This window comes from Couchioplanes azureus (genome assembly GCF_014648355.1).
GTDB classification, from domain to species: Bacteria; Actinomycetota; Actinomycetes; order Mycobacteriales; family Micromonosporaceae; genus Actinoplanes; species Actinoplanes azureus.
In genome coordinates this window covers 452,042-477,526 of sequence record NZ_BMQY01000004.1, presented here as the reverse complement: position 1 = coordinate 477,526, position 25,485 = coordinate 452,042, and the positions used below count along the sequence as shown (strand labels likewise).

21 protein-coding genes are annotated in these 25,485 nt (G+C 73.6%); 13 read left to right on the top strand and 8 right to left on the bottom strand.

Annotated features, from left to right (window positions below; translation table 11 throughout):
- Window positions 1-114 precede the first annotated feature (114 nt).
- Window positions 115-1,026: an AEC family transporter gene (locus IEY99_RS17320; protein WP_189204392.1), complete on the top strand. Its 912-nt coding sequence runs from the start codon at window positions 115-117 to the stop codon at window positions 1,024-1,026.
- Here IEY99_RS17320 and IEY99_RS17315 read toward each other — a convergent pair.
- A complete protein-coding gene (locus IEY99_RS17315) occupies window positions 1,016-2,215 on the bottom strand; it encodes a dipeptidase (RefSeq protein ID WP_229798838.1) in 1,200 nt (399 codons plus the stop codon). The genes IEY99_RS17320 and IEY99_RS17315 overlap by 11 nt on opposite strands.
- 200 nt (window positions 2,216-2,415) lie before the next feature.
- Here IEY99_RS17315 and IEY99_RS17310 point away from each other — a divergent pair, with 200 nt between their 5' ends.
- From IEY99_RS17310 to IEY99_RS17300, 3 genes are all read left to right on the top strand, one after another.
- Window positions 2,416-4,017: a CBM96 family carbohydrate-binding protein gene (locus tag IEY99_RS17310; RefSeq protein WP_229798835.1), complete on the top strand. Its 1,602-nt coding sequence runs from the start codon at window positions 2,416-2,418 to the stop codon at window positions 4,015-4,017.
- A gap of 78 nt (window positions 4,018-4,095) precedes the next feature.
- Entirely contained in the window at window positions 4,096-5,358 is a 1,263-nt protein-coding gene (locus IEY99_RS17305; protein WP_189204388.1) for an MFS transporter, read from the top strand.
- Window positions 5,359-5,440: 82 nt separating this feature from the next.
- On the top strand, window positions 5,441-8,161 hold the full coding sequence (locus IEY99_RS17300) for a putative bifunctional diguanylate cyclase/phosphodiesterase (RefSeq protein WP_189204386.1): 2,721 nt from the start codon (window positions 5,441-5,443) through the stop codon (window positions 8,159-8,161).
- Here IEY99_RS17300 and IEY99_RS17295 read toward each other — a convergent pair.
- Entirely contained in the window at window positions 8,065-9,279 is a 1,215-nt protein-coding gene (locus tag IEY99_RS17295) for a PucR-like N-terminal domain-containing protein (RefSeq protein ID WP_189204384.1), read from the bottom strand. The genes IEY99_RS17300 and IEY99_RS17295 overlap by 97 nt on opposite strands.
- Window positions 9,280-9,362: 83 nt before the next feature.
- Here IEY99_RS17295 and IEY99_RS17290 point away from each other — a divergent pair, with 83 nt between their 5' ends.
- From IEY99_RS17290 to IEY99_RS17260, 7 genes are all read left to right on the top strand, one after another.
- Window positions 9,363-11,021 (top strand): FAD-binding dehydrogenase, encoded by a 1,659-nt coding sequence (locus IEY99_RS17290; RefSeq protein ID WP_189204382.1) that lies wholly within the window; start codon window positions 9,363-9,365, stop codon window positions 11,019-11,021.
- Between the two features lie 96 nt (window positions 11,022-11,117).
- Entirely contained in the window at window positions 11,118-12,749 is a 1,632-nt protein-coding gene (gene pgi / locus IEY99_RS17285) for a glucose-6-phosphate isomerase (RefSeq protein WP_189204380.1), read from the top strand.
- Between the two features lie 56 nt (window positions 12,750-12,805).
- The gene (locus IEY99_RS17280) at window positions 12,806-13,918 is read left to right on the top strand and encodes a winged helix DNA-binding domain-containing protein (RefSeq protein ID WP_229798833.1); all 1,113 of its coding nucleotides are present in this window, start codon (window positions 12,806-12,808) and stop codon (window positions 13,916-13,918) included.
- A 66-nt stretch (window positions 13,919-13,984) separates the two neighbouring features.
- The gene (locus tag IEY99_RS17275) at window positions 13,985-15,361 is read left to right on the top strand and encodes a carbohydrate-binding protein (protein WP_189204377.1); all 1,377 of its coding nucleotides are present in this window, start codon (window positions 13,985-13,987) and stop codon (window positions 15,359-15,361) included.
- A gap of 166 nt (window positions 15,362-15,527) precedes the next feature.
- On the top strand, window positions 15,528-16,619 hold the full coding sequence (locus IEY99_RS17270) for an LLM class flavin-dependent oxidoreductase (protein ID WP_189204375.1): 1,092 nt from the start codon (window positions 15,528-15,530) through the stop codon (window positions 16,617-16,619).
- Window positions 16,616-17,227 carry a CE1759 family FMN reductase gene (locus tag IEY99_RS17265; protein ID WP_189204373.1) on the top strand — a complete coding sequence of 204 codons (612 nt, stop codon included), beginning with the start codon at window positions 16,616-16,618 and terminating at the stop codon, window positions 17,225-17,227. Before IEY99_RS17270 ends, IEY99_RS17265 begins: the two co-directional genes overlap by 4 nt.
- Before the next feature lie 91 nt (window positions 17,228-17,318).
- Window positions 17,319-17,888, top strand: a complete 570-nt coding sequence (locus IEY99_RS17260) for a histidine phosphatase family protein (protein WP_189204371.1) — start codon at window positions 17,319-17,321, stop codon at window positions 17,886-17,888.
- Window positions 17,889-17,923: 35 nt separating this feature from the next.
- On the opposite strand, the gene IEY99_RS17255 is transcribed toward IEY99_RS17260, so the two are convergent.
- Together IEY99_RS17255 and IEY99_RS17250 are read right to left on the bottom strand one after the other, a co-directional pair.
- Window positions 17,924-19,012, bottom strand: coding sequence for a carboxylate-amine ligase (locus tag IEY99_RS17255; RefSeq protein ID WP_189204369.1), 1,089 nt, complete (start codon window positions 19,010-19,012; stop codon window positions 17,924-17,926).
- On the bottom strand, window positions 19,009-19,950 hold the full coding sequence (locus IEY99_RS17250) for a methyltransferase (protein ID WP_189204367.1): 942 nt from the start codon (window positions 19,948-19,950) through the stop codon (window positions 19,009-19,011). Before IEY99_RS17250 ends, IEY99_RS17255 begins: the two co-directional genes overlap by 4 nt.
- A gap of 125 nt (window positions 19,951-20,075) precedes the next feature.
- On the opposite strand from IEY99_RS17250, the gene IEY99_RS17245 reads away from it, so the two are divergent.
- Together IEY99_RS17245 and IEY99_RS17240 are read left to right on the top strand one after the other, a co-directional pair.
- On the top strand, window positions 20,076-20,522 hold the full coding sequence (locus IEY99_RS17245; protein ID WP_189204365.1) for a hypothetical protein: 447 nt from the start codon (window positions 20,076-20,078) through the stop codon (window positions 20,520-20,522).
- A 167-nt stretch (window positions 20,523-20,689) separates the two neighbouring features.
- Window positions 20,690-20,935: a hypothetical protein gene (locus IEY99_RS17240; RefSeq protein WP_189204363.1), complete on the top strand. Its 246-nt coding sequence runs from the start codon at window positions 20,690-20,692 to the stop codon at window positions 20,933-20,935.
- Window positions 20,936-20,994: 59 nt separating this feature from the next.
- On the opposite strand, the gene IEY99_RS17235 is transcribed toward IEY99_RS17240, so the two are convergent.
- The 4 genes from IEY99_RS17235 to IEY99_RS17220 all read right to left on the bottom strand — a co-directional run bounded on the left by IEY99_RS17235 (window position 20,995) and on the right by IEY99_RS17220 (window position 25,392).
- Complete coding sequence (locus IEY99_RS17235) at window positions 20,995-22,002, bottom strand: TerC family protein (protein ID WP_189204361.1); 1,008 nt, start codon at window positions 22,000-22,002, stop codon at window positions 20,995-20,997.
- Window positions 22,003-22,084: 82 nt separating this feature from the next.
- On the bottom strand, window positions 22,085-22,855 hold the full coding sequence (locus IEY99_RS17230) for a dioxygenase family protein (RefSeq protein ID WP_189204359.1): 771 nt from the start codon (window positions 22,853-22,855) through the stop codon (window positions 22,085-22,087).
- A 59-nt stretch (window positions 22,856-22,914) separates the two neighbouring features.
- Entirely contained in the window at window positions 22,915-24,129 is a 1,215-nt protein-coding gene (locus IEY99_RS17225; protein WP_189204357.1) for a DUF1501 domain-containing protein, read from the bottom strand.
- 12 nt (window positions 24,130-24,141) lie between these two features.
- On the bottom strand, window positions 24,142-25,392 hold the full coding sequence (locus IEY99_RS17220) for a DUF1800 domain-containing protein (RefSeq protein ID WP_189204355.1): 1,251 nt from the start codon (window positions 25,390-25,392) through the stop codon (window positions 24,142-24,144).
- Between the last annotated feature and the right edge of the window lie 93 nt (window positions 25,393-25,485).

The following is a 25,485-nucleotide window of genomic DNA, read 5'->3' as shown; positions in this document are numbered from 1 at the left end:
GCCGTGTCTGGTGGAGTCCAGTAGCGCGGACCCCGCGCCGAGCGCACGCCGGCCCCACGGGCACGCCCGCTGACCGCGGCCGGTGCCGGTTCCGCCGCTCGGCTAGCGTGTCGTGTGATCTCCGCTCTCTCCGGTTTCGCGCTCATCGGGGCCATCGTGCTCACCGGGTGGGCCGTCGGCCGGTGGGGTGCTCTGCCGGATAACGCGGAGGCGGTCCTCGGCCGCCTCGTCTACTCCGTCCTCACGCCGTGCCTGCTCTTCACCGTCGTCGCCGCTGCCGACCTGCGCGTCCTGCTCAGTGCATCCCTGCTCGTCTCGGCCGCCTCGGCGCTCCTGTGCTTCGGGGCGTTCGCGGCGACCGCCCGGCGCTTCGGCCGGGGGGCCAGGATCGTGGGTGCGCTGGCCGCCGGCTACACCAATGCGAACTACATCGGCATTCCGGTCGCGACCTACGTGCTCGACGACGCCGCGCTGGTCGTGCCGATCGTGATGTGGCAGCTCCTCGTGGTCACGCCGGTCGCGCTCACCCTGCTGGAGATCGCCGTCACGGGGCGGACGTCGGTGCGTTCGACCGTGACGGCGCCGCTGCGTAATCCGCTGATCGTGGCGGTTGTTCTGGGCCTCGCCGTCTGCGTGACCGGCCTGCGGGTGCCGGCGTTGCTCGCCGAGCCGGTCGCCACGATCGGGTCGGCGGCGGTGCCCGTGGTGCTGATCGCGTTCGGGATGTCGCTGTCGGGCCGGCGCCTGCTCGAGCCCGGGACCGGCCGGGTCGCCACGGTCGCGGCCGTCGTCCTCAAGACGGCGGTCATGCCGGCCTTCGCCTTCCTGCTGGCCGTCGCGCTGGGCCTGCCGCGCGACGCGACCTACGCCGTGGTGGTGCTGGCGGCCCTGCCCACCGCGCAGAACATCTTCCTGTACGCCCAGCGCTTCCGGACCGGCCTGGTGCTGGCCCGCGACGCCGTCTTCCTCTCCACCCTGGCCTCCGTGCCGGTGCTGCTGCTGACAGCGGTGCTCTTCACCCGGTGAGCCGCGACGGCGCCGCCGGCCACATCGGCTCGGTGGCGTGCTCCTCGGCCGCCCGCAGCACGCGCAGCACGTTGCGGCCGGTCAGCTTCTCCAACTCCGCCCCCGTCCACCCGCGCGCGGCGAGCTCGGCGAGCAGCCGCGGATATCCCGAGACGTCCTCCAGCCCCTCCGGCAGCCGGTCGCATCCGTCGTAGTCGCCGCCCAGCCCGACACCGTCCACCCCGGCCGCCTCCCGCAGGTGATCGACGTGGTCGGCCACCTGGGCGACCGTCGCCGACGGGCGGGGATGGGCGGCCAGCCACGGCCGCAGTGCCTCCGGTGTCTCCGGGACCGCCGAGTCCGGGATCTCCTCGCCGGGGCGGGGGGCGCGGGGCCACGGTTCCGGATCCGGCGGCAGGCCCAGCCGCCGGCATTCCTCCTCCGCGGCCGCGGCCCACGCGGAGACCTCCGCGGAGACGAACGGCGGCACGAACGTCGCCATGCACACGCCGCCGTTGCCGCGGAGCCGGTCCAGCACCTCGTCGGGGACGTTGCGGCGGTGGTCGGTGACGGCACGGGCGGAGGAATGGCTGAAGATCACCGGCGCGGTGGCGACGTCCAGGGCCGCGTGCATCGTCGCCACCGCGACGTGGGACAGGTCCACGAGGACGCCGATGCGCTGCATCTCGGCGACGACGGCGCGGCCCTCGCCGGTCAGCCCGCCGTGGCGGGACGCCTCCGCGGCGGAGTCGGCCCAGCCGGTGTGGTGGTTGTGGGTGAGGGTCACGTACCGCACGCCGAGGCGGGCGAAGGCGCGCAACACGCCCAGCGACGAGGCCAGGCTGTGCCCGCCCTCGATGCCGAGCAGCGAGGCGATTCGGCCCGCGCCGACGGCCGCCAGCACGTCCGCCGCGGTGTACGCGATGGCGAGGTCGTCCGGGTACGCCGCGACGAGCCGGTACACCGCGTCGACCTGCTCCATCGTCGCCACGACCGCCTCCGGCTCGCTCAGGTGCGACGGCACGTACACGGACCAGAACTGCCCGCCCACCCCGCCGGCGCGCAGCCGGGCGATGTCCGTGTGGAACTGCGGCCGGCCCGCGGCGAGGCCGCCGACCCGGTAGCCGGCGCGGGCGCGCAGGGCCCAGGGCAGGTCGTTGTGGCCGTCGATCACGGGCATGGCCGCCAGGACGGCACCGACGTCGCTCACGGGCACTGCGCTCCTTCGTACGGTCGACGCTCGCGAGCGAAGCATATGACCGCGGAAAGCCCCCGAAATCCTCAAGTGCCGCCGTTCGGTTCGTTCGCAACCGGCTCGCACCTGGCCGGGACCGGTACGTGCACCGCACGCCCCGGATTGTTTCTCCCATGCCCGGCCGAGACGCGGCCGGACAACTCGGGGGAGAAAAATTGCGTCGCTCGAAGCCGCTCACGTCCGTCACCGCCCTGGCCGCCCTGTTCGCGGGTGCCGGCAGCCTGCTGGCCGCCGCCCCGGCCGCCGCCGCCCCGGCCGGTGCGGACCTGCAGCTGACCGCCACCGACGACACCTACGTGTCGAGCGGCCGGCAGAACGCCGGCTTCGGCGCTGAGGGCAAGCTCTCCGTCGGGCGCCTCGAGCGCGACTCCAAGATCGCCTTCCTGAAGTTCCTGGTCCCGGCCGGTGCGCAGGTCACCGGCGCCCGGCTGAAGCTGACCACGGTCGGCGCGGTCGGCGGCCGGCTGACCGCCCACCGGGTCGCCGACACGGCCTGGTCCGAGGCCAAGCTGACCGCCCGTACCGCTCCCGCGCTCGGCGCCGTCGCCGCCACGGCCAAGCCGGCCGCCGACGCCACCGAGGTGAGCTTCGACCTGGACGCCGCGGTCTCCGGCCCGGGCGCGTACACGTTCGCGATCCAGTCGACCGGCGCCGTCACCCGCTTCCGGTCCAGCGAGGGCAAGGGCGGCCCGGTGCTCGCCGTCAGGCTCGCCGCCCCGGCCGCCCCGGTCGTCCCGCCGGTGGAGGCGCCCGCCGACGTCACCGTTCCCCCGGTCGCCCCGGTCGAGGAGGACATGCCGCCGCCGGCGCCGGCGACCGGCGAGTGCAAGACCGGCAAGCTGCTCGTGCCGTCCTGCGGGGTGCTCTGGGGCGCCGCCGCCGGCGGTTTCACCGACGCGCCGCGCGACGCCGCGCTCAAGGACTGGGAGAACCTCAGCGGTCGCACCGCCACCATCTTCCACGCCTACCACAAGGGTGACGAGCCGTTCCCCACCAAGTCCGAGATGGCCATGGCCCGCGACGCCGCCCGCCCGCGCGTGCTGCTGCTCAACTGGAAGATCGCGTACGGCTCGACGTGGGCCAAGGTCGCCAAGGGTGAGCAGGACGCCCGCATCGACCGCTTCGCCGCCCGGGTCAAGGCCACGTTCCCCGAGAAGTTCTTCCTCGTGCTCAACCACGAGCCGGAGAACGACGTGATCGCCAAGGCCGGCTCCGGCTGGGAGGCCAAGGACTTCGCCGCCATGTACCGCCACACCGTCGAGCGGCTGCGCGCCAAGGGCGTCGACAACGCGATCAACGTGATGGCGTACATGGGCAACGAGAAGTGGATGGCGCAGTCGTGGTGGAAGGACCTGTACCCCGGTGACGACGTCGTCGACTGGATGGGCCTGGACTCGTATGTGAGCGCGGAGAAGGGTTACTACCACTACGGCACCTTCGCCGACCTGCTCGACCGCAAGGCCCCCAACGGCCCCACCTTCTACGACTGGGCGACGAAGCAGCACCCCACCAAGCCGCTGATGGTCGCCGAGTGGGGCGTCTACCACCGCGTCGGCAAGATCGCGGACAAGACCGAGGGCTTCAAGAGCGTGCTGCCGGAGCTGGCCAAGCGCCCGAACATCAAGGCCATCGTCTACTTCGACACCAAGCACGACGACCAGGGTGACCGCGACATCAGCATCGACAGCACCAAGGCCAACCTCGCCGCCTTCCGCACCCTGGCCGCGAACCCCCTCTTCGACGTCAAGCTCTCCTGACGAGCGAACCGCCACCGCACGACGAGCCGCCCGGCGAACTGCCGGGCGGCTCGCCGCGTTCTGGGTACGCTCGGCCGCATGGGTGAGGTCACCGGTACGCCAGCCCCCTCCCGGCAGGCACGCCACGCCCGCGCCGCCGTCGCCGCCGTGTTCCTCACCAACGGCGCCCTGTTCGCGAACGTCGTCCCGCGCTATCCGCAGATCAAGGCCGACCTCGACGTCAGCAACGCGCTGCTCGGCACGGCGCTGGCGGCGATGCCGCTGGGCGCGCTGCTCGCGGGCCTGCTCGCCGCCCCGGCGATCCGCCGGCTGGGCTCCGCCCGGGTGGCGGCGTGGGGCATCGTGGCGCTGGCCGCGGCGAGCCTCGCGATCCCGGCCGCCGGCCACTGGACCGTGCTCGCCGCCGTGCTGGCGGTGGCGGGCGCCCTCGATGCGATGGTGGACGTGGCGCAGAACGCGCACGGTCTGCGGGTGCAGAGGCTGTACGGACGTTCCATCGTCAACTCCTTCCACGGCGTGTGGAGCGTCGGTGCCGTGCTCGGCGGCCTGATGGGTTCCGCCGCGGCCGGCCTCGGTCTCCCCCTCGCCGCGCACCTGGCCCTCTCCGCCGCCCTCTTCAGCCTGGTGGCGCTGGGCGCCCTGCGGTTCCTGCTGCCCGGCGCGGAGGGCGCCGACCGGGTGGCCGAGGCGCGGGATCTCGCCGCCGGCGACGGGCACCCGGCCGCCCCGGCCGCCGGTGGCACCGGCGTACGCACGGTCACCGGGCACGCGGTCCGGATGCTGGCCGTCCTCGGTGTGCTCGCCGCCTGCGGTTCCCTGGTCGAGGACGCGGGAGCGTCCTGGGGTGCCCTCTATCTCGGCGGCGAGCTGCACGCGGGCGCCGCCACGGCGGGCCTGGCCTTCGTCGCGTTGCAGGTCGCCATGACGCTCGGCCGGCTCACCGGCGACCGTGTCGTCGACCGCTTCGGCCAGCGCCGGGTCGTCCGTGCCGGGAGCCTGCTGGCGGCCGCGGGCATGGGCGTGGCCCTCGCCCTGCCCTCGCTGCCCACGGCGCTCGCCGGGTTCGCGCTCGCCGGGCTCGGCGTCGCCACCCTCGTACCCGCCGCCATGCACACGGCCGACGAGCTTCCGGGCCTGGCTCCCGGCACGGGTCTCACCGTCGTGAGCTGGTTGCTGCGGGGCGGCTTCCTGCTGTCGCCGCCGCTGGTCGGTGCCGTGGCCGATCTCACCAGCCTGCGGATCGGCCTGCTCGGCGTGGTCCTGGCCGGTGTCGTCACCGCTGTGCTGGGCCGGGTGCTCGCCCGCGGCGTCGCGGAAAAGGCCGCGCCGGTACGCGCCTGACGCCGATTCCCTCAAGTGCACCGCCGTACGCCCGATCTCAAGACTTCGTCAAGGCATCGGCGACAGACGGGGAGGACGAGCGATGGTCGGCAGCCGCCGCCCGGGAGTGCTCACGGCACTCGTCGCGCTCCTCACCGCGGTCTTCGTCGGGTTCATGATCGTCGGTGGCACCACGGGCGCCGTCGTCTCGGACGTCGGCACCGTGATCATTCTGGTGCTCGCCAGCGGCGCCTGCCTCGTCCGGGCCCGGGCCCGCCGCGGCCGGCTCCGGGCGGCCTGGGCCGGCATCGGGCTGGGTTCGATGACGTACGCGTTCGGCGAGGCCACCTGGACCTGGATCGAGACGGTACGCGGCCAGGCGGTGCCCTTCCCCGGCCTGCCCGACATCGGCTACCTCGGCTCGACGCCGATCCTCGCGGCGGCGCTGTTCCTCGTCCCGACCCCCCGCAAGTCGGCGGCCAACCGGATCCGCGGCCTCGTGGACGTCGCGATGATGGCCTGCTCCCTGCTGCTGGTGTGCTGGATCCTCGTCCTCGACCCGATGATCAGTGCCGGCGAGTACACCGCGCTCGGCCTCGGCGTCTCGCTCGGCTACCCGCTCAGCGGCGTGGTGCTGATCACCGTGGTGCTGCACATGTTCGCCGTGCTGCACCGCGACGGCCCGGACTCCGGCCCGCTGACCCTGGTCGGCGTGGCCATGCTGGTCGTGGGCGGCTGCGACAGCGCGTACGCGTACGCCTCGTTGTCCAGCGAGTACACCTCCGGCGGCCTGATGGACGCGGGCTGGTTCCTCGGCTTCGCGCTGGTGTTCCTCGCCGCCCGGTATCCCGGAAAGACCGCGACCGCGCCCGCGCCGGCCGTCGCGCCCGACCAGGCCGAGCCGCGGGCGTTCGCCATGCTGGTCCCGTACGGGGCGGTGCTCGCCGCGCTGATCTGCCACGCCGTCTCGTACGCGACGACCGGCAGCTCGGACGCCTTCGTCGCGTGGGGTCGCTCGGCGCTGATCCTGCTGATCGTCTGCCGCCAGGTGCTCACCCTCCTGGAGAACCGGCACCTCACCCGCCACCTCGAGGCGCGCGTGGTCGAGCGCACCGCCGAGCTGCAGGCGAGCGAGCAGCGGTTCCGCGCGCTGGTGCAGCAGAGCTCCGAGTCGGTGGCCATCATCGACGCGGACTCGACGCTGGTCTACCAGAGCGAGTCCGTCGAGCGCATCTTCGGCTGGCCGGCCCACGTGCTGCTCGGCCACCGGCTCGTCGAGATCGCCGGGCGCAAGTCCGGGCCGCGCATCGCCGCTGCCATCGAGTCGGTCATCGCCGGCCCGGAGACCGTCACGGTCATCGAGGTGCCGATGCGCCACCAGGACGGCCGGGTCCGGCTCGCCGAGATGACCATCACCAACCTGCTCGACGACCCCGCGGTCGGTGGCCTGGTGCTCAACACCCGTGACGTGCACGACGCCAAGGAGCTGCAGGACCGGCTCATGTACGAGGCGTACCACGACACGCTGACCGGCCTGCCCAGCCGGGCGCTGTTCCGCGAGCGGCTGGTCGAGGCGATCGCCCGGTGCGAGGGGCGCGACGAGGTCGCGATCCTCTTCCTCGACCTGGACGGCTTCAAGGAGGTCAACGACAGCCTGGGGCACGCGGCGGGCGACGCCCTGCTCGTGCAGGTGGCCGCCCGGCTCAGCGCCGCGGTCCGCGAGGAGGACACGGTGGCCCGCTTCGGCGGCGACGAGTTCGGCGTGATCGTCGAGTCGCTCGCCGCCCGGGCCGACGCGGAGGCGGTCGCCGGGCGCATCGCCGCGGCCCTGGAGGAACCGTTCGAGGTCGGCGAGCGCGAGCTGCACGTCGCGGTGAGCATCGGGCTGGCCTGCGCCGCGGACGCCGACGACGTCGAGCAGCTGCAGCGCAACGCCGACCTGGCCATGTACCGCGCCAAGTCCGGCGGCGGCGACCGGCTGGCCGCCTACGACCCTGCGATGCTCGCCGGCCTGGTCCAGCGCCTGGAGCTGGAGGCGGACCTGCGCGTCGCGCTGGCCCGCAACGAGCTGGCGCTGCACTACCAGCCGACCGTCGACCTGCGCACCGGGGAGATCACCGGCTTCGAGGCGCTGGTCCGCTGGTACCACCCCACCCGGGGCATGGTCTCCCCGCTGGAGTTCATCGGTACGGCGGAGGCGACCGGCCTCATCGTCCCCCTCGGCCGGTGGGTGCTCACGGAGGCCTGCCGGCAGGCGGTGGCCTGGGGCGCGGGTACCACCCGCCGGCTGAAGATGGCGGTCAACGTCTCGGTGCGCCAGTTCGAGCACGGCGACCTCGCCGCGATGGTGGCGGAGGTGCTGGCCGAGACCGGCATGCCGGTCGACCAGCTCTGCCTGGAGATGACCGAGAGCGTGCTGCTCACCGACACCGACGAGAACCTCGCTCAGCTGCACCGGCTCAAGGAGCTCGGCGTCACCCTGGCCATGGACGACTTCGGTACGGGCTACTCCTCGCTGGCGTACCTGCGCCGGTTCCCGATGGACACGCTCAAGATCGACCGCTCGTTCGTCGACCGGCTCGGCGGCGAGCACGAGGACGAGGCCCTGGTCAGCACGATCGTGCGGCTGGGCCGCAGCCTCGGCATGACCACGGTGGCCGAGGGCATCGAGGACTCGGTGCAGCTGGCCGTCCTCAAGGAGCTGCGGTGCGACTACGCGCAGGGCTACTACCTGTCGCGTCCGCTGCCCGCCGCGGAGGCCGGGCGGGTGCTGGTTGAGGGGCTCGCCACGGAGGTCGGCGAGCCGGTGGCGTCGCCACGGTGACCCACCGCGAGCCGGTGCCGCAGCGCCAGCTCCAGCCGTAGCCGCGCGTCCGGGTCGTCCAGGACGGCGCCGAACGCCCGGCGGATCTTGCGCATCCGGTACCGGACCGTCTGCGGATGCGCGTGCAGCGCCGCGGCCGCCGCCACCACCTGGCCCTGCTCGCGCAGCCAGGCGTGCAGCGTCTGCAGCTCCGGCTCGCGCAGCTGCCCGGCGGCGGCCAGCTCGCGGTCGGCGAGCCGGTCCATGAGGCCGGGCTCCCAGCCGGTGACGAGCTCCAGCATCCGGTCGTCGCAGCGGATGAGCCCGTCGCCGGGCAGGATGCGCAGGGCCCGGCGCGAGATCCGGTACGACAGCCGTGCCGAGGCGAGCGCCACCGCGGGCCCGAGCGCCGCCCGCCGTCCCGCCAGCACCGCCGCGACGCGTGCCAGCCGGCCGGCGGTGCCGGGAGACGGGACGACCATGCGGGTGGCGTCGTCGATGACCGTGGCGATCACGCCGTTGCCCGCCGTCCGTGCCAGGTGCTCGGCGTCCGTACCCTCGACGCTCACGACCGCGACCGTGCCCGGCAGCGGCCAGCGGGCGGCGTCGGCGGCCGCCTGCAGCGCCGCGCCGCCCGGCGGGTCCGGCTGCACCAGCAGGGTGATCAGCCGGCGCCGCACGGTGTCCCAGTCACGGGCGTTCTTCTCCTGCTCGTCGAGGTAGCCCTCGACGGCCGCGCCGGCGAGCTCGTCGACGTAGCCGAACAGCGCCGAGGCCAGCACGTACAGCGCGGCGGGCGGCAGGTCCTGCGCGACGAGGAACGCCCAGAGGTCCCGGCCCCCGGCGGTGAGGATCGTCCGCAGGGCGTCGACCCGGTGGCCCTCGCGGAACTCCGTGCGGCCCAGCCGGGTGAACACCGCCCGGCTCGGCGCCAGGTCGGGCGAGGAGGACCCCGCGGCCTCCACGAAGGCGTCCACCGCGGTCTCCACCCCGAGGACCAGGCCGCGGCCCTGCCCGCCGGTCAGCGACCGGCCCTGCGCGCTCATCACCGTGCGGATCGTGTCCAGCACACGCCGGTGCAGCAGCGGCTTGAGCGCCCGCAGGCGGGCGGCGACGCCGTCGGGCAGATCCTCGAGCATTTGTCACCTCAGTGATAAGAAGGCCGCCGTTTTGTGCGCCGCAGACGCATCATCCTGCCATCCACGGCTCCTAGCGTGGAGACATGAACGCGGATGTGATCGTGGTGGGCGCGGGCCTGGCCGGGCTCGTCGCCACCGCCGAGCTGGCCGACGCCGGGCGCCGGGTGCTGCTGCTGGACCAGGAGCCGGAGCAGAGCCTCGGCGGCCAGGCCTTCTGGTCCTTCGGCGGGCTGTTCCTCGTCGACTCACCCGAGCAGCGGCGGATGGGCGTGCGCGACAGCGAGGAGCTGGCCTGGCAGGACTGGCTCGGCAGCGCCGGCTTCGACCGCCCCGAGGACCACTGGCCCCGGCAGTGGGCGCGGGCGTACGTGAGCTTCGCCGCCGGCGAGAAGCGGGCCTGGCTGCGCGCCATGGGCCACCGGCTCTTCCCGGTGGTGGGCTGGGCGGAGCGCGGCGGCGCGGCCGCCGACGGCCACGGCAACTCGGTGCCGCGGTTCCACATCACCTGGGGGACCGGTCCGGGCGTGATCGAACCCTTCGAGCGACGGGTACGCGACGCCGCCGCGCGCGGCCTGGTCACCTTCGCCTTCCGGCACCGCGTCGACGCCCTGGTCACCACGGCCGGGGCGGTCACCGGCGTGCGCGGTCGCGTCCTGGAGCCCAGCGACGTCGCCCGCGGGCGCAGCAGCTCCCGCGTGGAGATCGGCGACTTCGAGTACGCCGCCCAGGCGGTCGTCGTCACCTCCGGCGGCATCGGCGGCGACCACGACCTCGTCCGCAAGGCCTGGCCCGCCCGGCTCGGGACGGCGCCGGAGCGGATGGTGTCCGGCGTGCCGGCGCACGTGGACGGACGCATGCTCGCCATCACCGAGGCCGCGGGCGCCCAGATCATCAACCCGGACCGGATGTGGCACTACACGGAGGGCCTGCGCAACTGGGACCCGATCTGGCCCGGGCACGGCATCCGCATCCTGCCCGGACCGTCCTCGCTGTGGCTCGACGCGACCGGCCGGCGCCTGCCCGCGCCCCTGTTCCCGGGCTTCGACACCCTCGGCACGCTGAAGCACCTGATGGCGACCGGCCACGCCTACAGCTGGTTCATCCTGACCCAGAAGATCATCGAGAAGGAGTTCGCGCTCTCCGGCTCCGAGCAGAACCCGGACCTCACCGGCCGCAGCATCCGCCAGGTGCTGGGCCGGATCCGCCCGGGCGCCACCCCGCCGGTCGAGGCCTTCAAGCAGCACGGCGAGGACTTCGTCGTGGCCCGCGACCTGCCCGCCCTGGTCGAGGGCATGAACAAGCTGGCCGCGGCCGACGGCGGCCCGGCGCTCGACCTCGACGCCGTCCGCGGCATCGTCGAGGCCCGCGACCGCGAGATCGCCAACCCGTTCGGCAAGGACGCCCAGGTCACCGCGATCCACGGCGCCCGCCGCTACCGCGGCGACCGGCTGATCCGGGTCGCCACCCCGCACCGCCTGCTCGACCCGGCGGCGGGCCCGCTGATCGCGGTCCGGCTGAACATCCTCACCCGCAAGACCCTCGGCGGCCTGCACACCGACCTCGACGCCCGGGTCCTGCGCGCGGACGGCACCCCGCTGCCCGGCGTGTACGCGGCCGGCGAGGCGGCCGGCTTCGGCGGCGGCGGGATGCACGGATACAACTCGCTCGAGGGCACCTTCCTCGGCGGCTGCCTCTTCTCGGGCCGCACCGCCGGCCGTGCCGCCGCCAGGGCGGTGAGCTGACCGGCGGTGACCGAGCACGCCCCGGGCGATTCACGGCGGGTGGCGGCGATCCGTGCCACGATGGCACCGATAGTTCGGTTCCGGGTGGGAGTGGCAATGAGCGAACACGTTTCCGACAGCGCCGAGTGGCAGGCGGTGCAGGGTCACGCCGAGAAGATCGCGGGCGTGCACCTGCGCGAGCTGTTCGACAGCGATCCGCGGCGCGGCGAGCGGCTCACCGCCCAGGTCGCCGATCTGTACGTCGACTACAGCAAGAACCTGGTGACCGACGAGGTGATCGAAGCGCTGATCGCGCTGGCCGAGCGGGCCGGGCTGCGCGAGCGCACCGCGGCCATGTTCGCCGGCGAGCACATCAACGTGACCGAGGACCGCGCCGTGCTGCACACCGCCCTGCGGCTGCCGCGCGACGCCAGCCTCGTGGTCGACGGCCAGGACGTCGTCCGCGACGTGCACGAGGTCCTCGACCGGATGGGCGCGTTCAGCGACAAGGTCCGCTCCGGCGAGTGGAAGGGCGCGACCGGCGAACGGATCAGGACCGTCGTCAACATCGGCATCGGCGGTTCGGACCTCGGACCGGTCATGGCGTACGAGGCCCTCAAGGCGTACGCGGACCCCGCCATCGAGTGCCGCTTCGTGTCCAACATCGACCCCACCGACCTGTACCAGAAGACCCGCGACCTGGACCCGGCGAGCACCCTGTTCATCGTGGTCTCCAAGACCTTCGGCACCCAGGAGACGCTGACCAACGCCACCGAGGCCCGCAACTGGCTGCTGGCCGGGCTCGGCGGCGACCAGGCCGCGGTCGCCAAGCACTTCGTCGCGGTCAGCACCAACGCGCAGCGGGTGGCGGACTTCGGCATCGACACCGAGAACATGTTCGGCTTCTGGGACTGGGTCGGCGGGCGCTACTCGCTGCCCTCCGCGGTCGGCCTCTCGGTCATGATCGCCGTGGGCAAGGAGCAGTTCGCCGAGATGCTCGCCGGCTACCACGCCGTCGACCAGCACTTCCTGACCACGCCGCTGGAGCGCAACGTGCCGGCCCTGCTCGGCCTGCTCAACGTCTGGTACGACACGTTCCTCGGCGCGCAGTCGCACGCGGTGCTGCCGTACTCGCAGTATCTGCACCGGTTCGCCGCCTACCTGCAGCAGCTCACCATGGAGAGCAACGGCAAGCAGGTGCGGCTGGACGGCTCCCCGGCGGGCTACCAGACCGGCGAGGTGTTCTGGGGCGAGCCGGGCACCAACGGCCAGCACGCCTTCTACCAGCTCGTCCACCAGGGCACCAAGCTCATCCCGGCCGACTTCATCGGCTTCAGCGTGCCCAACCACGACACCGGTGAGATGCACGACCTGTTCATGAGCAACTTCTTCGCCCAGACGGGGGCGCTGGCCTTCGGTCGTACGGCGGAGCAGATCGAGGCCGAGGGGGTCGCGCCGGAGATCGTGCCGCACAAGGTGATGGCGGGCAACCACCCGACGACCACCATCCTGGCCGAGAAGCTGACCCCGTCCACGCTGGGCCAGCTCATCGCCCTGTACGAGCACATCACCTTCACGCAGGGCACCCTCTGGGAGGTCAACTCGTTCGACCAGTGGGGCGTCGAGCTCGGCAAGGTCATGGCCAACCAGCTCGCGCCGTTGCTGACCGCGCAGGCGGCCCCGGAGGCGGCCAACGACTCGTCCACCGACACGCTGATCGCCCGGTACCGCTCGCAGCGCGGCCGCTGACCACGCGGGCACGAGGGCGGCCCTTTCTGTCGGAGGGTCGCCCTACGCTGCATCCCGTGGACCTCACGACCGCGCAGGCCCTGGCCCTGCGGATGCACAGCCTGCTGCTGACGCCCGCGTTCCGCCCCGGCACGGTGGCGGGCATCGTGGAGTGGTTCGGCGCCATGCAGGCGCAGGACATGGCGAGCGGGCTCTGGTCGCTCGGTGCCCGCCTGCCCGGCGCGGGCGTGGCTGACGTCGAGGCGGCCCTCGAGCGGCGCGAGGCGATCCGCACCTGGCCGATGCGGGGCACCGTGCACCTCGTCCCGCCCGCCGACGCCCGCTGGATGCTGGAGCTGATGGGCGTGCGCGCGCTGGCGGGCGCGGCGAAGCGCCGCGCCGCGATCGGGCTGTCCGAGCAGGCCGCCGACCGCGGCGTCGAGCTGCTCGGCGAGGCCCTCGCCGGCGGCAAGCGGCTCACCCGCGCCGAGTGCCTGGCGGCCGTCGCCGCCGGGGGCGTCGAGTTGAGCGGCCAGATGGGCTACCACCTCCTCTGGTATGCCAGCCAGCGCGGCGTCACCTGCATCGCCCCGCACATCGGCAAGGAGCAGTCGTTCGTGCTGCTCGACGAGTGGGCGCCGGAGCCGCGCCGGCCGTCGCGCGAGGAGGCGCTCGCCCTGATCGCCACCCGCTTCCTCCGCAGCCACGGCCCGGCCACGAGGGCGGACCTCGCCCGCTGGACCGGCCTCACCATGACGGACGTGCGCGCGGGCATCGCGGCGGCCGGACCGGCGCTCACCACGGTCACGGTCGAGGGCGCCGAGATGCTCGCCGACCCGGCCGTGCTGGACGCCGGCACCACCACCCGCGACGAGTGGGCGGCGCTGCCCGGCTTCGACGAGTACATGCTGGGTTACCGGGACCGCACGATGATGGTCGACAGCCGGCACCTGGACGCCATCGTCCCGGGCGGCAACGGCATCTTCCAGTCCACCCTGGTCGCGTCGGGACGGGTCGTGGGGACGTGGAAACGCAAGCTCGGCAGGACGGCGGTCACCGTGGACGTCACACCGCTGACATCATTGCGGCCGGCGGCGCGCCGGCGCGCGGAGGCCGCCTTCGCGCCGTATGCCGAGTTCGTGGGGCTGGCGCCGCGGATTCACTGGAGTCCATCTGTTAACAACCCTTGATATTTAAGTTCACAAACGTCAAGCTGTGGAGGACCTGCCTGGGCCATCGATCCGCCGGGAGCCGCCATGAGAAGACGACGCACCGTGTTCGCGCTGGTAGCCGGCGCGGCGATGACCTTGGGGACGGCGGTGCTGGCGGCACCGGACGGCATGGCCGCCGTCTCCGGCGGCGCCGTGCGGGCGGCCGCCGAGGCATGCTCCGCGCCCGCGTGGGCCGAGGGTGCCACCTATCCGGCCGGCGCCCAGGTGACCTACCGCGGCCGTTCGTACGCGGCCCTGGTGGCCCACACCGCCCACGCCGGGGCGGGCTGGGACCCGGCCTCGGCGCCGTCGCTCTGGCGCGACCTCGGCGCCTGCGCCGGCGGCACCGCGCCGCCGACCACCGCGCCCACGACTCCGCCCACCGCGCCGCCGACCACCGCGCCCACGACTCCGCCCACCGCACCGCCGACCACCGGGTCTCCCGGCTCGCCGCCGCCGGGCGGGAGCACCTGCGCCGTGAGGTCGCGACCGGCCGGAAAGGTCCTGGTCGGCTACTGGGAGAACTGGGACGGTGCCGCCAACGGCGTGCACCCGGGCCTCGGCTGGATCCCGATCACCGACGGCCGGCTCGCCCAGCACGGCTACAACGTCATCAACGCGGCCTTCCCGGTGATCCGCTCCGACGGCACGGTGCTGTGGGAGGACGGCATGGACGCCGGCGTGAAGGTCGCCACCCCGGCGGAGATGTGCCAGGCCAAGGCCGGCGGCGCGACGCTGCTGATGTCCATCGGCGGCGCGGCGGCCGGGATCGACCTGAGCTCCAGCGCCGTCGCCGACCGGTTCGTCGCCACGATCGTGCCGATTCTGCAGCGGTACAACTTCGACGGCATCGACATCGACATCGAGACCGGCCTCACCGGCAGTGGCAGCATCACCACGCTGTCCGCCTCGCAGGCCAACCTGATCCGGATCATCGACGGGGTGCTCGCCCGGATGCCGGCGAACTTCGGCCTCACGATGGCCCCGGAGACGGCGTACGTGACGGGCGGCAGCGTCACCTACGGGTCCATCTGGGGCGCCTACCTGCCGATCATCAAGAAGTACGCGGACAACGGCCGCCTCTGGTGGCTGAACATGCAGTACTACAACGGCAGCATGTACGGCTGCTCGGGTGACTCGTATCCGGCCGGCACGGTGCAGGGCTTCGTCACCCAGACCCAGTGCCTGCACAACGGGCTCACCATCCAGGGCACGACGATCCGCGTCCCGTACGACCGCCAGGTGCCCGGCCTGCCCGCCCAGCCGGGAGCGGGGGGCGGCTTCATGGAGCCGGCGCTGGTGGCGCAGTCCTGGAACGGTGTCAACGGCAACCTCAAGGGCTTGATGACCTGGTCGGCCAACTGGGACGGCTCCCGCGGCTGGAGCTTCGGCGACAATGTGAGATCCCTGCAGCACCGCTGACCCGCACCCCGCCGCCCGCCCCGCTCCGCCGGAGAGGGGCGGGCCGTTGCGCTGTGACGGACGCCCTGCTGACCGAGTTCCTTGACTGTGAAATAATTGCTGCGTCAACGAGGTTGTGCGGGGCAGTCCGGGGCCGGTGGTCCCGACCGAGAGCTCAGGAGCCGTCATGCAGTTCGGGATCTTCACCGTCGGCGACGTCACGCCCGACCCCACGAACGGGCGGACGCCGACCGAGCACGAGCGGATCACGGCGATGGTCACGATCGCCCGCAAGGCCGAGGAGGTGGGTCTCGACGTCTTCGCGACGGGGGAGCACCACAACGAGCCCTTCGTGCCCTCCTCGCCCACCACGCTGCTCGGCTACGTCGCCGCGCAGACCTCCACGCTGCTGCTCAGCACGTCCACCACGCTGATCACGACCAACGACCCGGTCAAGATCGCCGAGGACTACGCGATGCTGCAGCACCTCTCCGGCGGGCGGGTCGACCTGATGATGGGCCGCGGCAACACCGGGCCGGTGTACCCCTGGTTCGGCAAGGACATCCGCGCCGGCATCCCGCTCGCCGTCGAGAACTACGCGCTGCTGCACCGCCTCTGGCGCGAGCACGTCGTCGACTGGAAGGGCAAGTTCCGCACGCCCCTGCAGTCCTTCACCTCGACGCCGCGGCCGCTGGACGGCATCCCGCCGTTCGTCTGGCACGGCTCGATCCGCAGCCCGGAGATCGCCGAGCAGGCCGCGTACTACGGCGACGGCTTCTTCGCCAACCACATCTTCTGGCCGGCGTCGCACACCCAGCGGATGGTCGCGCTCTACCGCGAGCGCTTCGCCCACCACGGCCACGGCGATCCCGACCAGGCCATCGTCGGCCTCGGCGGGCAGGTCTTCCTGCGCCGCAACAGCCAGGACGCGGTGCGGGAGTTCCGGCCGTACTTCGACAACGCCCCGGTCTACGGCCACGGTCCGTCGCTGGAGGACTTCATGCGCGAGACCCCGCTGACCGTGGGCAGCCCCCAGCAGGTCATCGACCGTACGCTCGGCTTCCGCGAGTACGTCGGCGACTACCAGCGCCAGCTGTTCCTCATGGACCACGCCGGGCTGCCGCTGAAGACCGTCCTGGAGCAGCTCGACCTGCTCGGCGAGGAGGTCGTGCCGGTGCTGCGCAAGGAGTTCGCCGCCCTCAAGCCGGCCCATGTCCCCGAGGCGCCGACCCACGCGTCGATGCTGGCCGCGGCCACCACCACGGAGGCCGTCGCATGACGTCGCGCGATCTGGTCGTCGTCACGGCGGGGCTGAGCCAGCCGTCGTCCACCCGCCTGCTCGCGGACCGGCTGTCCGCGGCGGCGGTGGACCAGGCCGGGCGCGCCGGCGTGGACCTGCGGGTGCGGGTGGTCGAGCTGCGCGACCTGGCCCACGACCTGATGAACCACATGCTGACCGGCTTCCCCCCGGCTCCGCTGCGCGAGGTCCTGGACGCGCTGGCGGCGGCCGACGCTCTGATCGCCGTGACGCCGGTCTTCCACGCGTCGTACAGCGGCCTCTTCAAGTCGTTCTTCGACGTGCTCGACAAGGACGTCCTGGACGGCAAGCCGGTGCTGATCGCGGCGACCGGCGGCTCGGCCCGCCATTCGCTGGCCCTCGAGCACGCGGTCCGGCCCATGTTCGCCTACCTGCGCGCGGTGACCGTGCCGACGGCGGTCTTCGCGGCCCCGGAGGACTGGGGCGGCGACGAGACCGAGGGCCAGTTGCGCCGGCGCGCCGAGCGGGCGGCGGCCGAGCTGGCCGGCGAGATCGCCCGCCGCGAGGCGGCCCGCCCGGTGGACCCGTTCGCGCTGACGACCTCGTTCGAGGACCTGCTGGCCGGGTAGGAGCCGGAGGACCCGCCGGCCGGGCCGGAGCGGGCGGTGTCGTTCGAGAACCTGATCGCGGGGTAGAAAGGGCGGGACGACAGGGGGAATCATGGCGGAGATCGTGCTCGTCCGGCACGGGCAGACCGAGTGGAGCGCGGCTCGGAGGCACACCTCGTACACGGATCTCGACCTCACCCCGGTGGGGGAGCAGGAGGCCCGCCGGGCCGGGGAGCGGCTGCGTGGCCGCGCGTTCGCCGCCGTGATCTCCAGCCCCCGCCGCCGGGCGGCGCGCACCGCCGAGCTGGCCGGGCTGGCCGTCACCGAGACGACCGAGGACCTGGCCGAGTGGCACTACGGCGACTACGAGGGCATCACGACCGCCACCATCCGCGAGACCCGCCCCTCCTGGTCGCTCTGGACCGACGGGTGCCCCGGCGGTGAGTCGCCGTCGCAGGTGGGGGAGCGGCTCGACCGGGTGCTCGCCCGGGCCAGGGACCACCTCGACCGGGGCGACGTGGCGCTGATCGCGCACGGGCACTGCCTGCGGGTGGCGGGCGCGCGGTGGATCGGCCTGCCGCCCAGCGGCGGAGGACTGCTCCGGCTCGACACGGCGACCCTCTCGGCACTCGGCTTCGAGCACGGCCGCCCGGTCATCACCTCCTGGAACGCCGCCACCTGACCGACACCCCGGGCGGACCGGAGCCCCCTCGGTAGCTACGGCACGACGGCCACCTCCGCCAGGGCCGCCGGGATGCCGCCGGTGGACATCGCCCGGCGCTGGCGTGCGGCGCCGGTGCCCTCGTCGCGGATCCGGTCCAGCCCGGCCGCGACGGTGCGGGCGTCGCCGAGGCGGCGCAGCGCCGGCCGCACCGCCGTCACCAGGTCCGCGACCACGTCCCAGGCCGGACGGGCCGTGCCGGTGTGCAGGTCCAGCAGCGTGCCGTCCATTCCGGAGTGCGCGGCGTTCCAGTGCGCGGCCGCCACGAGATGGTCCGGGAGCGGCGCGGCGCCCTCCGCGGGATCGTCGCCGTCCGCCAGGCAGGTCGCCACCAGCGCCCGGACCAGCGCGGCCAGCAGCGTCGTGCCTTCGGGTGCCGGACACACGTCGGCCACCCGGATCTCCACCGTGGGGTACGTCGCCGACGGGCGGGCGTACCAGAGCACCATGCTGTCGTCGAGCATCGCGCCGGACGACACCAGCAGCGCCACGGCGCGGTCGTAGTCCGCGGCCGAGGCGAAGGCCGGCGTGGGCCCGAGCGCCGGCCAGCGGGCCAACTGCAGCCCGCGCCAGCTGGCGTGGCCGGTGTCGGCGCCCGCGTAGAGCGGGGAGTTGACGGTCAGCGCCTGCAGGACGGGCAGCCAGGGCCGCAGCCACGTGCAGACCCGCACGGCCGTCTCCCGGTCCGGCACGCCGACGTGGACGTGGCAGCCGCACACCGCGGCGTCGTACGCGATCGGGCCGTAGTGCCGGGCGATGGCGTGGAAGCGGGGGTCGTCGGTCGGCTCGCGCACCGGCTCGGCGACCGGGGTGGCGCCGGTCGCCACCAGGCGGGCACCCGCCGTCGCGGCCGCCTCCGCCGCGGCCCGGCGCAGGGCGGTGAGCTGCGCGGCCAGCTCGGCCAGGTCCGTGCAGACCGGGGTGACCATCTCGACCATGCTGTGCCGGAACTCCAGCCGGCTCTGCGCGCGGACGGCGTCCGGCAGCGCGGCGAGGACCTTCTCCACCACCGGCGCGTTCTCGCCGGTGTCCGGGTCGAGCAGCAGGAACTCCTCCTCGACGCCCAGCGTGGGTGCGCCGGTCATGGACGGGTCGCGGTGAGGACCACGACGGCGATGCGCTCGGCGTGCGCGTACGCCTCGCCGTCGAGCTCCTCGCCGTACACGTCGGGGTCCACCTCGCGGTAGGTCCAGCTCAGCCCGGTGTCCTTGAGGCGCGCCGCGGCCGCCTCGCGCAGCGGGTCCTGGCCGGCCACGATGCCCGTGCCGCTGAACAGCACGAGCGAGCCGCCCGGGGCGAGCCGTTCGGCGGCCGCGTCGAGGACGGCGAGCGACAGCTCGTTGCCCTCCGGGCCGCCGCCGTCGCGGTAGGCCCGGCCGGCCGGGTCGATCATGAACGGCGGGTTGGAGACGATCATGTCGAACTCGCCCTCGACGCCGGAGAGCAGGTCGCTGTGGCACCCGCGTACGCCGGTCGTGCCGGCCAGCGCCACGTTGACCTCGGTGAAGCGCAGCGCGGCGGGGTTGATGTCGACCGCGAGGACCTCGGCGCCGGGAGCGCGCTTGGCGATCGTGATCGCGCCCGCGCCGGTGCCGCACCCGATGTCCACCGCCCGGCGGACGGGGCGCTCGCGGGCGGCGAGGTGCGCGGCGGCGGCGTCCGCCATCCGGTACGTGTCCGGGCCGAAGAAGACCGAGCCGGGGTCGGTGGTGGGGAAGGCGGAGTGCACGTACAGCTCACCGTCGTACGTGGAGAATCGCACGCTGCTGCGCACCAGGTCGCCGTCGCGTTCCAGCACCCCGGCGGCGTCCATCAGGTCGGCCAGCCCGGCGGGCAGCACCTCGCGCGGGCCGGGGCGGCTCCAGCCGAGGACGTCGCGCAGGTCGCGGGCCACTGCGTTCTCCGGACGGGCGTTGACCCGGGCGTGCGTCGCGGGGGTGACGGTGGTGAAGGCGTACCCGAGGTCCTTGAGCGCCGTGCCCAGTTCCCGGAGCGCGGCCACGGCATTCGTCGTCGTGATCATGGCCAGCTGTGTGCCCCGCCGTGCGCCGGATATTCCCGCCACCGCGTGCCGGCGGCGCGGAATTGTCATCCGACGCACAGGTGCGGCACAAGAACAGTTCAGGCTGGGGGTGAAGGCTGTCCGGCATGCGCGTCCAGCTCAATCGCAGCGACCGGAACGAGGCGTTCGTGCCGAACTCGACGGCCCTGCCGGTCCCCGGCCTCGACCGGCAGCGTCCCGGCGCCGCCGTGGTGGTGCTCGGCCAGGCGGGACGCGTCGCCGCGCTCGCCGCACAGCTGCCCGCGGGCTGGTCGGTGCGGTTCGCCGCCTCCGCCCGCGAGGTGGATCCCGGCGAGATCGTCCTGATCAGCGGCGCCCGGGAGGGCGCCGTGCGCGACGCGCGGGCGGTGGTCGCACGCCGTACCCGCATCGTCGCCCTGGTCGACGAGGACGCCGCGGCGGACCTGGTGACCGCGGTGCTGACCGCAGGCGCGGACGCCTGCGTCCGCGGCGGACAGCCGGCGATCCTGGCGAGCCATCTGGTGGCGTGCCGTCGCCGGCAGCTCGCGGACCGCTGGACGAACGTGCCGTGAGCTTTTTACTCTGCTGTGGCGTAAAACACCGGGGGTCCTGACCAGGCGTAAGACGACGGAGAGTGACCTGGGATACCTCCGGGATTTGCCGAGGTGAGGCGGGACCCGGAGGCTGGGGCGCGGAAGCGACGAGGCTTTCGCCATCACTTTCCGTAAGGAGACGGACGATGCCTTTTCCCACCACGATCCGCGACGCCCGCCTGGCCCTGTCGCACCGCCGCACCCGGCGGCGCGCCTACCGGCAGTTGAGCGCCGAGCTGGCGGCCTTCCGAACGCCCGCCGAGCGCGCCGAGCTCGACCTCATCCTCGGCCGGCACGAGGAGGCGGAGACCGCGGAGATCCGCGCGATCCTCAACCGGCAGGACTACGAGCGGCAGCGTGCGCAGATGGCCGTGGGCGGCTTTCGCGCCTGACGGCCCCGCGCGTCCCCGGCCCCGGCGACGCTGCCGGGGCCGCGGCGTGCCCGACGTGCTCAGCGCTCGGCGCGATCCTCCTGCGGCGCGCGGGCCCGCAGGCTGCCGGCGTGGGCCCGGGCTTCCGGATCCCGGCGGGTCTTCGCCAGGCTGGCCACCGTCGTGATCACCAGGACCACGAGGATCACCGCCAGCGACACCGGGGTGCTGATCTGCGGGGCGTCCTTCCACACGTCCTCGTGCAGCCAGTGCAGCACCAGCTTGGCGCCGATGAAGGCGAGGATGAGCGACAGCCCGGTCGACAGGTAGACGAGCCGGTCCAGCAGGCCCTTCACCAGGAAGAAGAGCGCGCGCAGGCCGAGCAGTGCGAAGGCGTTGGCGACGAAGACGATGTACGCCTCCTCGGTCACCCCGAACACGGCGGGGATCGAGTCGAGCGCGAAGAGCAGGTCCGTGCTGCCGATGGCGATCAGCGTGATGAACAGCGGCGTCGCCGTCCGGCGCCCGTCGATCCGGGTGAACAGCTTGCCCCCGGCGTACTGGTCGGTGACCGGGAAGAGCCGCCTGCTCGCCTTGACCAGGGCGTTGTCCTCGACGCTGGGATCCTCGTCGCGGTGGCGGAAGAGCTGGACCGCGGTGTAGATCAGCAGCAGGCCGAAGATCAGGAACATGAAGCTGAACAGCGACAGCAGCGTCGCGCCGAGGGCGATGAAGACGACCCGCAGCGCCAGCGCGATGATGATGCCGAAGGTGAGCACCTCCTGCTGGTACTTCTCCGGTACCGCGAAGGTGCTCATGATGATCACGAAGACGAAGAGGTTGTCGACCGACAGGCTCTTCTCGACGATGTAGCCGGCGAAGTACTCGGTGCCGTATTCCCATCCCGCCACCTGGGCGAAGACGACGCCGAAGACGAGCGCGACGGCGATGTAGAAGATCGACCAGATCGTGGCCTCGCGGAACCCGACGGCGTGCGGCCGCAGCACCCCGAGGGTCAGGTCGAGGGCGAGCAGGGCGACGATGACCGCGATGGTCAGCGTCCAGCCGAGCGCGGTGACCTCCAGCATGGGTGAGCAACCTCCGTGCGTCGTGGGTGGTTCACCCAGAATCCCTGCTTACGCTGGGAGAATCCTGAAAAGGGACCGCTGGTCACCCCGCCAGGAAGGAGCGCTTGGCCAGTCCCATCCAGAAGCCGTCGATGGGCTGGCCGGGGCTCTGCCCGGGGTCGCCGGAGGCGCCCAGCGTCAGGAACATCGGGGCGAAGTGCTCGATCGTCGGGTGCGCGTACGGCATGCCCGGCGCCCGGGAGCGGAAGTCGGCCAGCTCGTCGACCGCGCCGCGGGCCAGCGTCTCGGCGGCCCAGGCGTCGAACTCGCGCGACCAGCCGGGTGCGGGCGCGTCCGTGCGGAAGTCGCGCAGGAACGGCAGGCCGTGCGTGGTGAAGCCGGAACCCACGATCAGCACGCCCTCGTCGCGCAGCGGGGCGAGCCGGCCGCCCAGCTCCAGCAGGCGGTCGGGTTCCAGGGTCGGCAGCGACATCTGCAGCACCGGGATGTCGGCGTCGGGGTACATGACGCTCAGCGGCACGTACGCGCCGTGGTCGAGGCCGCGGCCGGTGCGGGCCACGCGCTCGTGGTCGGGCATGAGCTTCTCGACGCGCGCCGCCAGCTCGGGCGCACCCGGTGCCGGGTACTGGGCCTGGTAGTAGCGCGGGGCGAAGCCGCCGAAGTCGTACACCAGGGGCGCGGGCTCGGTCGCGCCGAGCATCAGGGGCGCGGACTCCCAGTGCGCGGACGCCATGAGGATCGCCGTGGGGCGGGGCAGCCCGGCGGCGAGGTCGCGCAGTTGCGACACCCAGACCGGGTCGTCGACCAGGGGCGGGGCGCCGTGGCTGAGGAAGAGCGTGGGCATGGTGCTCATGGCGACCTCCGTTGAAGCTTCAACTGATCCTTCGACGGTACGGTCATTTAATTGAAGTGTCAACTAAATGTGAGGCGCCCCGGCCACCCGCCCAGGATCGGCTCCGGGTCCGCGCCCAGGACGTCGGCGAGCAGCATCGCGTACACGTCGCGGAAGTCGGTGGTGTGGCGCAGGTCGCCGTCGTCGAGGTCGGTGAGGCTCGGCGCGTGCCCGTGCAGGCCGCCCGGGACGCCGGCGCCGAGCAGCAGGACCGGCGCGGCCGTGCCGTGGTCGGTGCCGTCCGACGCGTTGGCCCGTACCCGGCGGCCGAACTCGGAGTAGACGGCCACCACCACCTCGCGGCCGGCCATCCGGTCCACGAACGCGGCGAGCGGCCCGTCCAGGCTCGCGAGAATCGCCTCCTGGGCCTTCTTCTCGTCGGCGTGCAGGTCGAAGCCGCCGAGCGAGACGGAGTAGACCCGGGTGGCCGCTCCCGCCTCGATGCACCGGGTCACCAGGGCGAGCTGCCGCTCCAGCGCGGGGGCCTGGCCTCCGGTGGCGGTGGCCGGTTCCCCGGCCTCCTGCTCCTGGTCGTCCTCCTCCGGCGCGGTCCCGGCGACCAGGTCCCGCACCCGGGCCAGGTCGGCGAAGCACGCCGCGGCGCGCGCCCGCTCCGGCGACTCGCCGGCCGACGGCGCGCCCAGGCCGGTGAGGACGTCGCCCGTGACGCCCGGGGGAAGCTCGAGCGTTCCGCCCGGCACGGTCGCGCCCGCACTGCGCGCGCCCGCCAACAACGGCGGCAGTACCGGCTCGAAGGACACCGCCAGCCGGGGGTCCCCGCCGGCGGTGTCCAGCCAGCGGCCCAGCCAGCCGGTCGTGGCGGGGCGCTCCGGGCTCGCCGTCTGCCAGATGTCCATGGACCGGAAGTGGCTGCGGTCCGGCCTCGGATAACCCACGCCCTGCACGACCGCGAGGCGCCCGTCGCCGTAGAGCCGGTGCAGGCCCGGCAGCGCCGGGTTCAGCGCCAGGCCCCCGTCCAGCGGCAGAACCTCGTCCGCCGGGTAGGCCAGCTGCGGCCGGTTGGCGGCGTAGGCGGGATCCGCGTACGGGATGACGGTGTTCAGCCCGTCGTTGCCGCCGTACAGCGTGACCACCACCAGGATGCGCCCCCGCGGTTCCTCGCCGGAGAAGCCCAGGATGTCCCGCAGGGTGTACGCGGTGGCCCCGGCGGCGAGGGCGCCGGCCGCGACCACGCCGCCCGCGGTCAGGAACCGGCGCCGGGTGAGGGTGTCCATCTCGCTTCCTCCTCAGTGGACGGCGTACTCGGGGCTCGCCAGGCCCAGGGTCAGCAGCAGGCGGGGGTCGCCGGCGGCCCGCGAGAGCACGGCCGCGGTCCGCGCGGTCCACTCGTCGACGACGAGCAGCCGGGCCAGCGCGTCCGGCCGGTCCGGGCGGGCCACGCCGTCGAGCCGGTCGACCGCCGCGGGTGCGAGCGCGGCCAGCGCCCGCCCGGACGCGAGCCGGGCGCGGGCCGACGAGGTCGTCAGCCAGGCCGTGCCGGCCGGCCAGCCGCCGACGCTGGGCGGGCGGAACGGGACCTGGCCGAGGGCGCGCAGCCCGCCGAGGATCCGGGCCCGGCCGCGCTCCGGGTCGATGCCGAGCTGGCGGGCGGCCCCGGCCATCCACTCCACCGGTTGCTTCACCAGCCTCCCGCGGCACGCCGCGAAGGTCGGATCGGTCACCAGGGCGCGCAGCATGGCGACCGTGGAGCCGCCCCGCGCGGCCAGCCGGGCGGTCGTGGCCGCGTCCGGTGCGGTGTCGGCGCCGTACCGCGCCCAGAGGCGGCCGGCGAGGAACGGCAGGTGGGCCGGGTGGGTCACGAGCAGGTCGGCGTACGCGTCCGCGTCGAACGTGCCGGTGCGCCCGAGCAGGGTGACCGGCGCGGGGTCGTGGTGCCGCGCGGAGAACCTCGCGGGCCCGCCCGTCCGGTCCGCCCGCCAGCCGGTGAGCACCCGGGCGCCCGCCTTCACGTCGGCCTCGGTGTAGCCCGCGCCGGCGCCGAGCGTGAACAGCTCCATCAGCTCGCGCGCGAGGTTCTCGTTGGGCGCCGTACGGGTGTTGCGCTGGGCGTCCAGCCAGATGATCAGGGCGGGGTCGCGCAGCATCGCCCGGACCAGCGGCCCGGTGCCGCCCGCGCCGTAGCGCCGCAGCGTCTCCTGCTGCCGGAGCATCAGGGCGGCCGAGCGCACCTTGCGGATCGAGGTCGCCCAGTGCCCGTGCCAGAAGAAGGTGAGCTTCTCCGCGGCGCCGGGCTCGGTGATCATCCGGGCGACCCACCACCCGGTGGCCTCGGCGGCCTGTCGCCGGGCGTCGGCACGTCCTTGCTTGCCCGGGCGGAACGCGCCGGCGGCCGGAGGGTCCGCGGGACGGCCGGCGGGGGCCAGGACCTTGTCGAGCGTCGCCGGCACGCCGGCCCGCACGGCCGCGTCGACCTCGGCGGCGGTGGGTCCGAACGTCAGCCGGCGGAGCAGGTGGGAAACCGTGCTGCGGTCCGTCATGCCCCGACGCTAGGAGAGGCATGTCAGCGTCGGGTAAGGGCGATGTTCGGTGCGCGTGCGGGCCCTGCGGTCCGGCGCCCGCGCCGGCCGTCC

Excerpts from the sequence above, each read along its gene's own strand:
- IEY99_RS17260 (WP_189204371.1), top strand. The coding sequence starts at position 17,319 with ATGGCGGAGATCGTGCTCGTCCGGCACGGGCAGACCGAGTGGAGCGCG.
- IEY99_RS17295 (WP_189204384.1), bottom strand. The coding sequence starts at position 9,279 with ATGCTCGAGGATCTGCCCGACGGCGTCGCCGCCCGCCTGCGGGCGCTC.
- IEY99_RS17290 (WP_189204382.1), top strand. The coding sequence starts at position 9,363 with ATGAACGCGGATGTGATCGTGGTGGGCGCGGGCCTGGCCGGGCTCGTC.
- IEY99_RS17300 (WP_189204386.1), top strand. The coding sequence starts at position 5,441 with ATGGTCGGCAGCCGCCGCCCGGGAGTGCTCACGGCACTCGTCGCGCTC.
- IEY99_RS17275 (WP_189204377.1), top strand. The coding sequence starts at position 13,985 with ATGAGAAGACGACGCACCGTGTTCGCGCTGGTAGCCGGCGCGGCGATG.
- IEY99_RS17305 (WP_189204388.1), top strand. The coding sequence starts at position 4,096 with ATGGGTGAGGTCACCGGTACGCCAGCCCCCTCCCGGCAGGCACGCCAC.
- IEY99_RS17250 (WP_189204367.1), bottom strand. The coding sequence starts at position 19,950 with ATGATCACGACGACGAATGCCGTGGCCGCGCTCCGGGAACTGGGCACG.
- IEY99_RS17230 (WP_189204359.1), bottom strand. The coding sequence starts at position 22,855 with ATGAGCACCATGCCCACGCTCTTCCTCAGCCACGGCGCCCCGCCCCTG.
- IEY99_RS17225 (WP_189204357.1), bottom strand. The coding sequence starts at position 24,129 with ATGGACACCCTCACCCGGCGCCGGTTCCTGACCGCGGGCGGCGTGGTC.
- IEY99_RS17240 (WP_189204363.1), top strand. The coding sequence starts at position 20,690 with ATGCCTTTTCCCACCACGATCCGCGACGCCCGCCTGGCCCTGTCGCAC.
- IEY99_RS17265 (WP_189204373.1), top strand. The coding sequence starts at position 16,616 with ATGACGTCGCGCGATCTGGTCGTCGTCACGGCGGGGCTGAGCCAGCCG.
- IEY99_RS17245 (WP_189204365.1), top strand. The coding sequence starts at position 20,076 with ATGCGCGTCCAGCTCAATCGCAGCGACCGGAACGAGGCGTTCGTGCCG.
- IEY99_RS17255 (WP_189204369.1), bottom strand. The coding sequence starts at position 19,012 with ATGACCGGCGCACCCACGCTGGGCGTCGAGGAGGAGTTCCTGCTGCTC.
- pgi (WP_189204380.1), top strand. The coding sequence starts at position 11,118 with ATGAGCGAACACGTTTCCGACAGCGCCGAGTGGCAGGCGGTGCAGGGT.
- IEY99_RS17220 (WP_189204355.1), bottom strand. The coding sequence starts at position 25,392 with ATGACGGACCGCAGCACGGTTTCCCACCTGCTCCGCCGGCTGACGTTC.
- IEY99_RS17270 (WP_189204375.1), top strand. The coding sequence starts at position 15,528 with ATGCAGTTCGGGATCTTCACCGTCGGCGACGTCACGCCCGACCCCACG.
- IEY99_RS17235 (WP_189204361.1), bottom strand. The coding sequence starts at position 22,002 with ATGCTGGAGGTCACCGCGCTCGGCTGGACGCTGACCATCGCGGTCATC.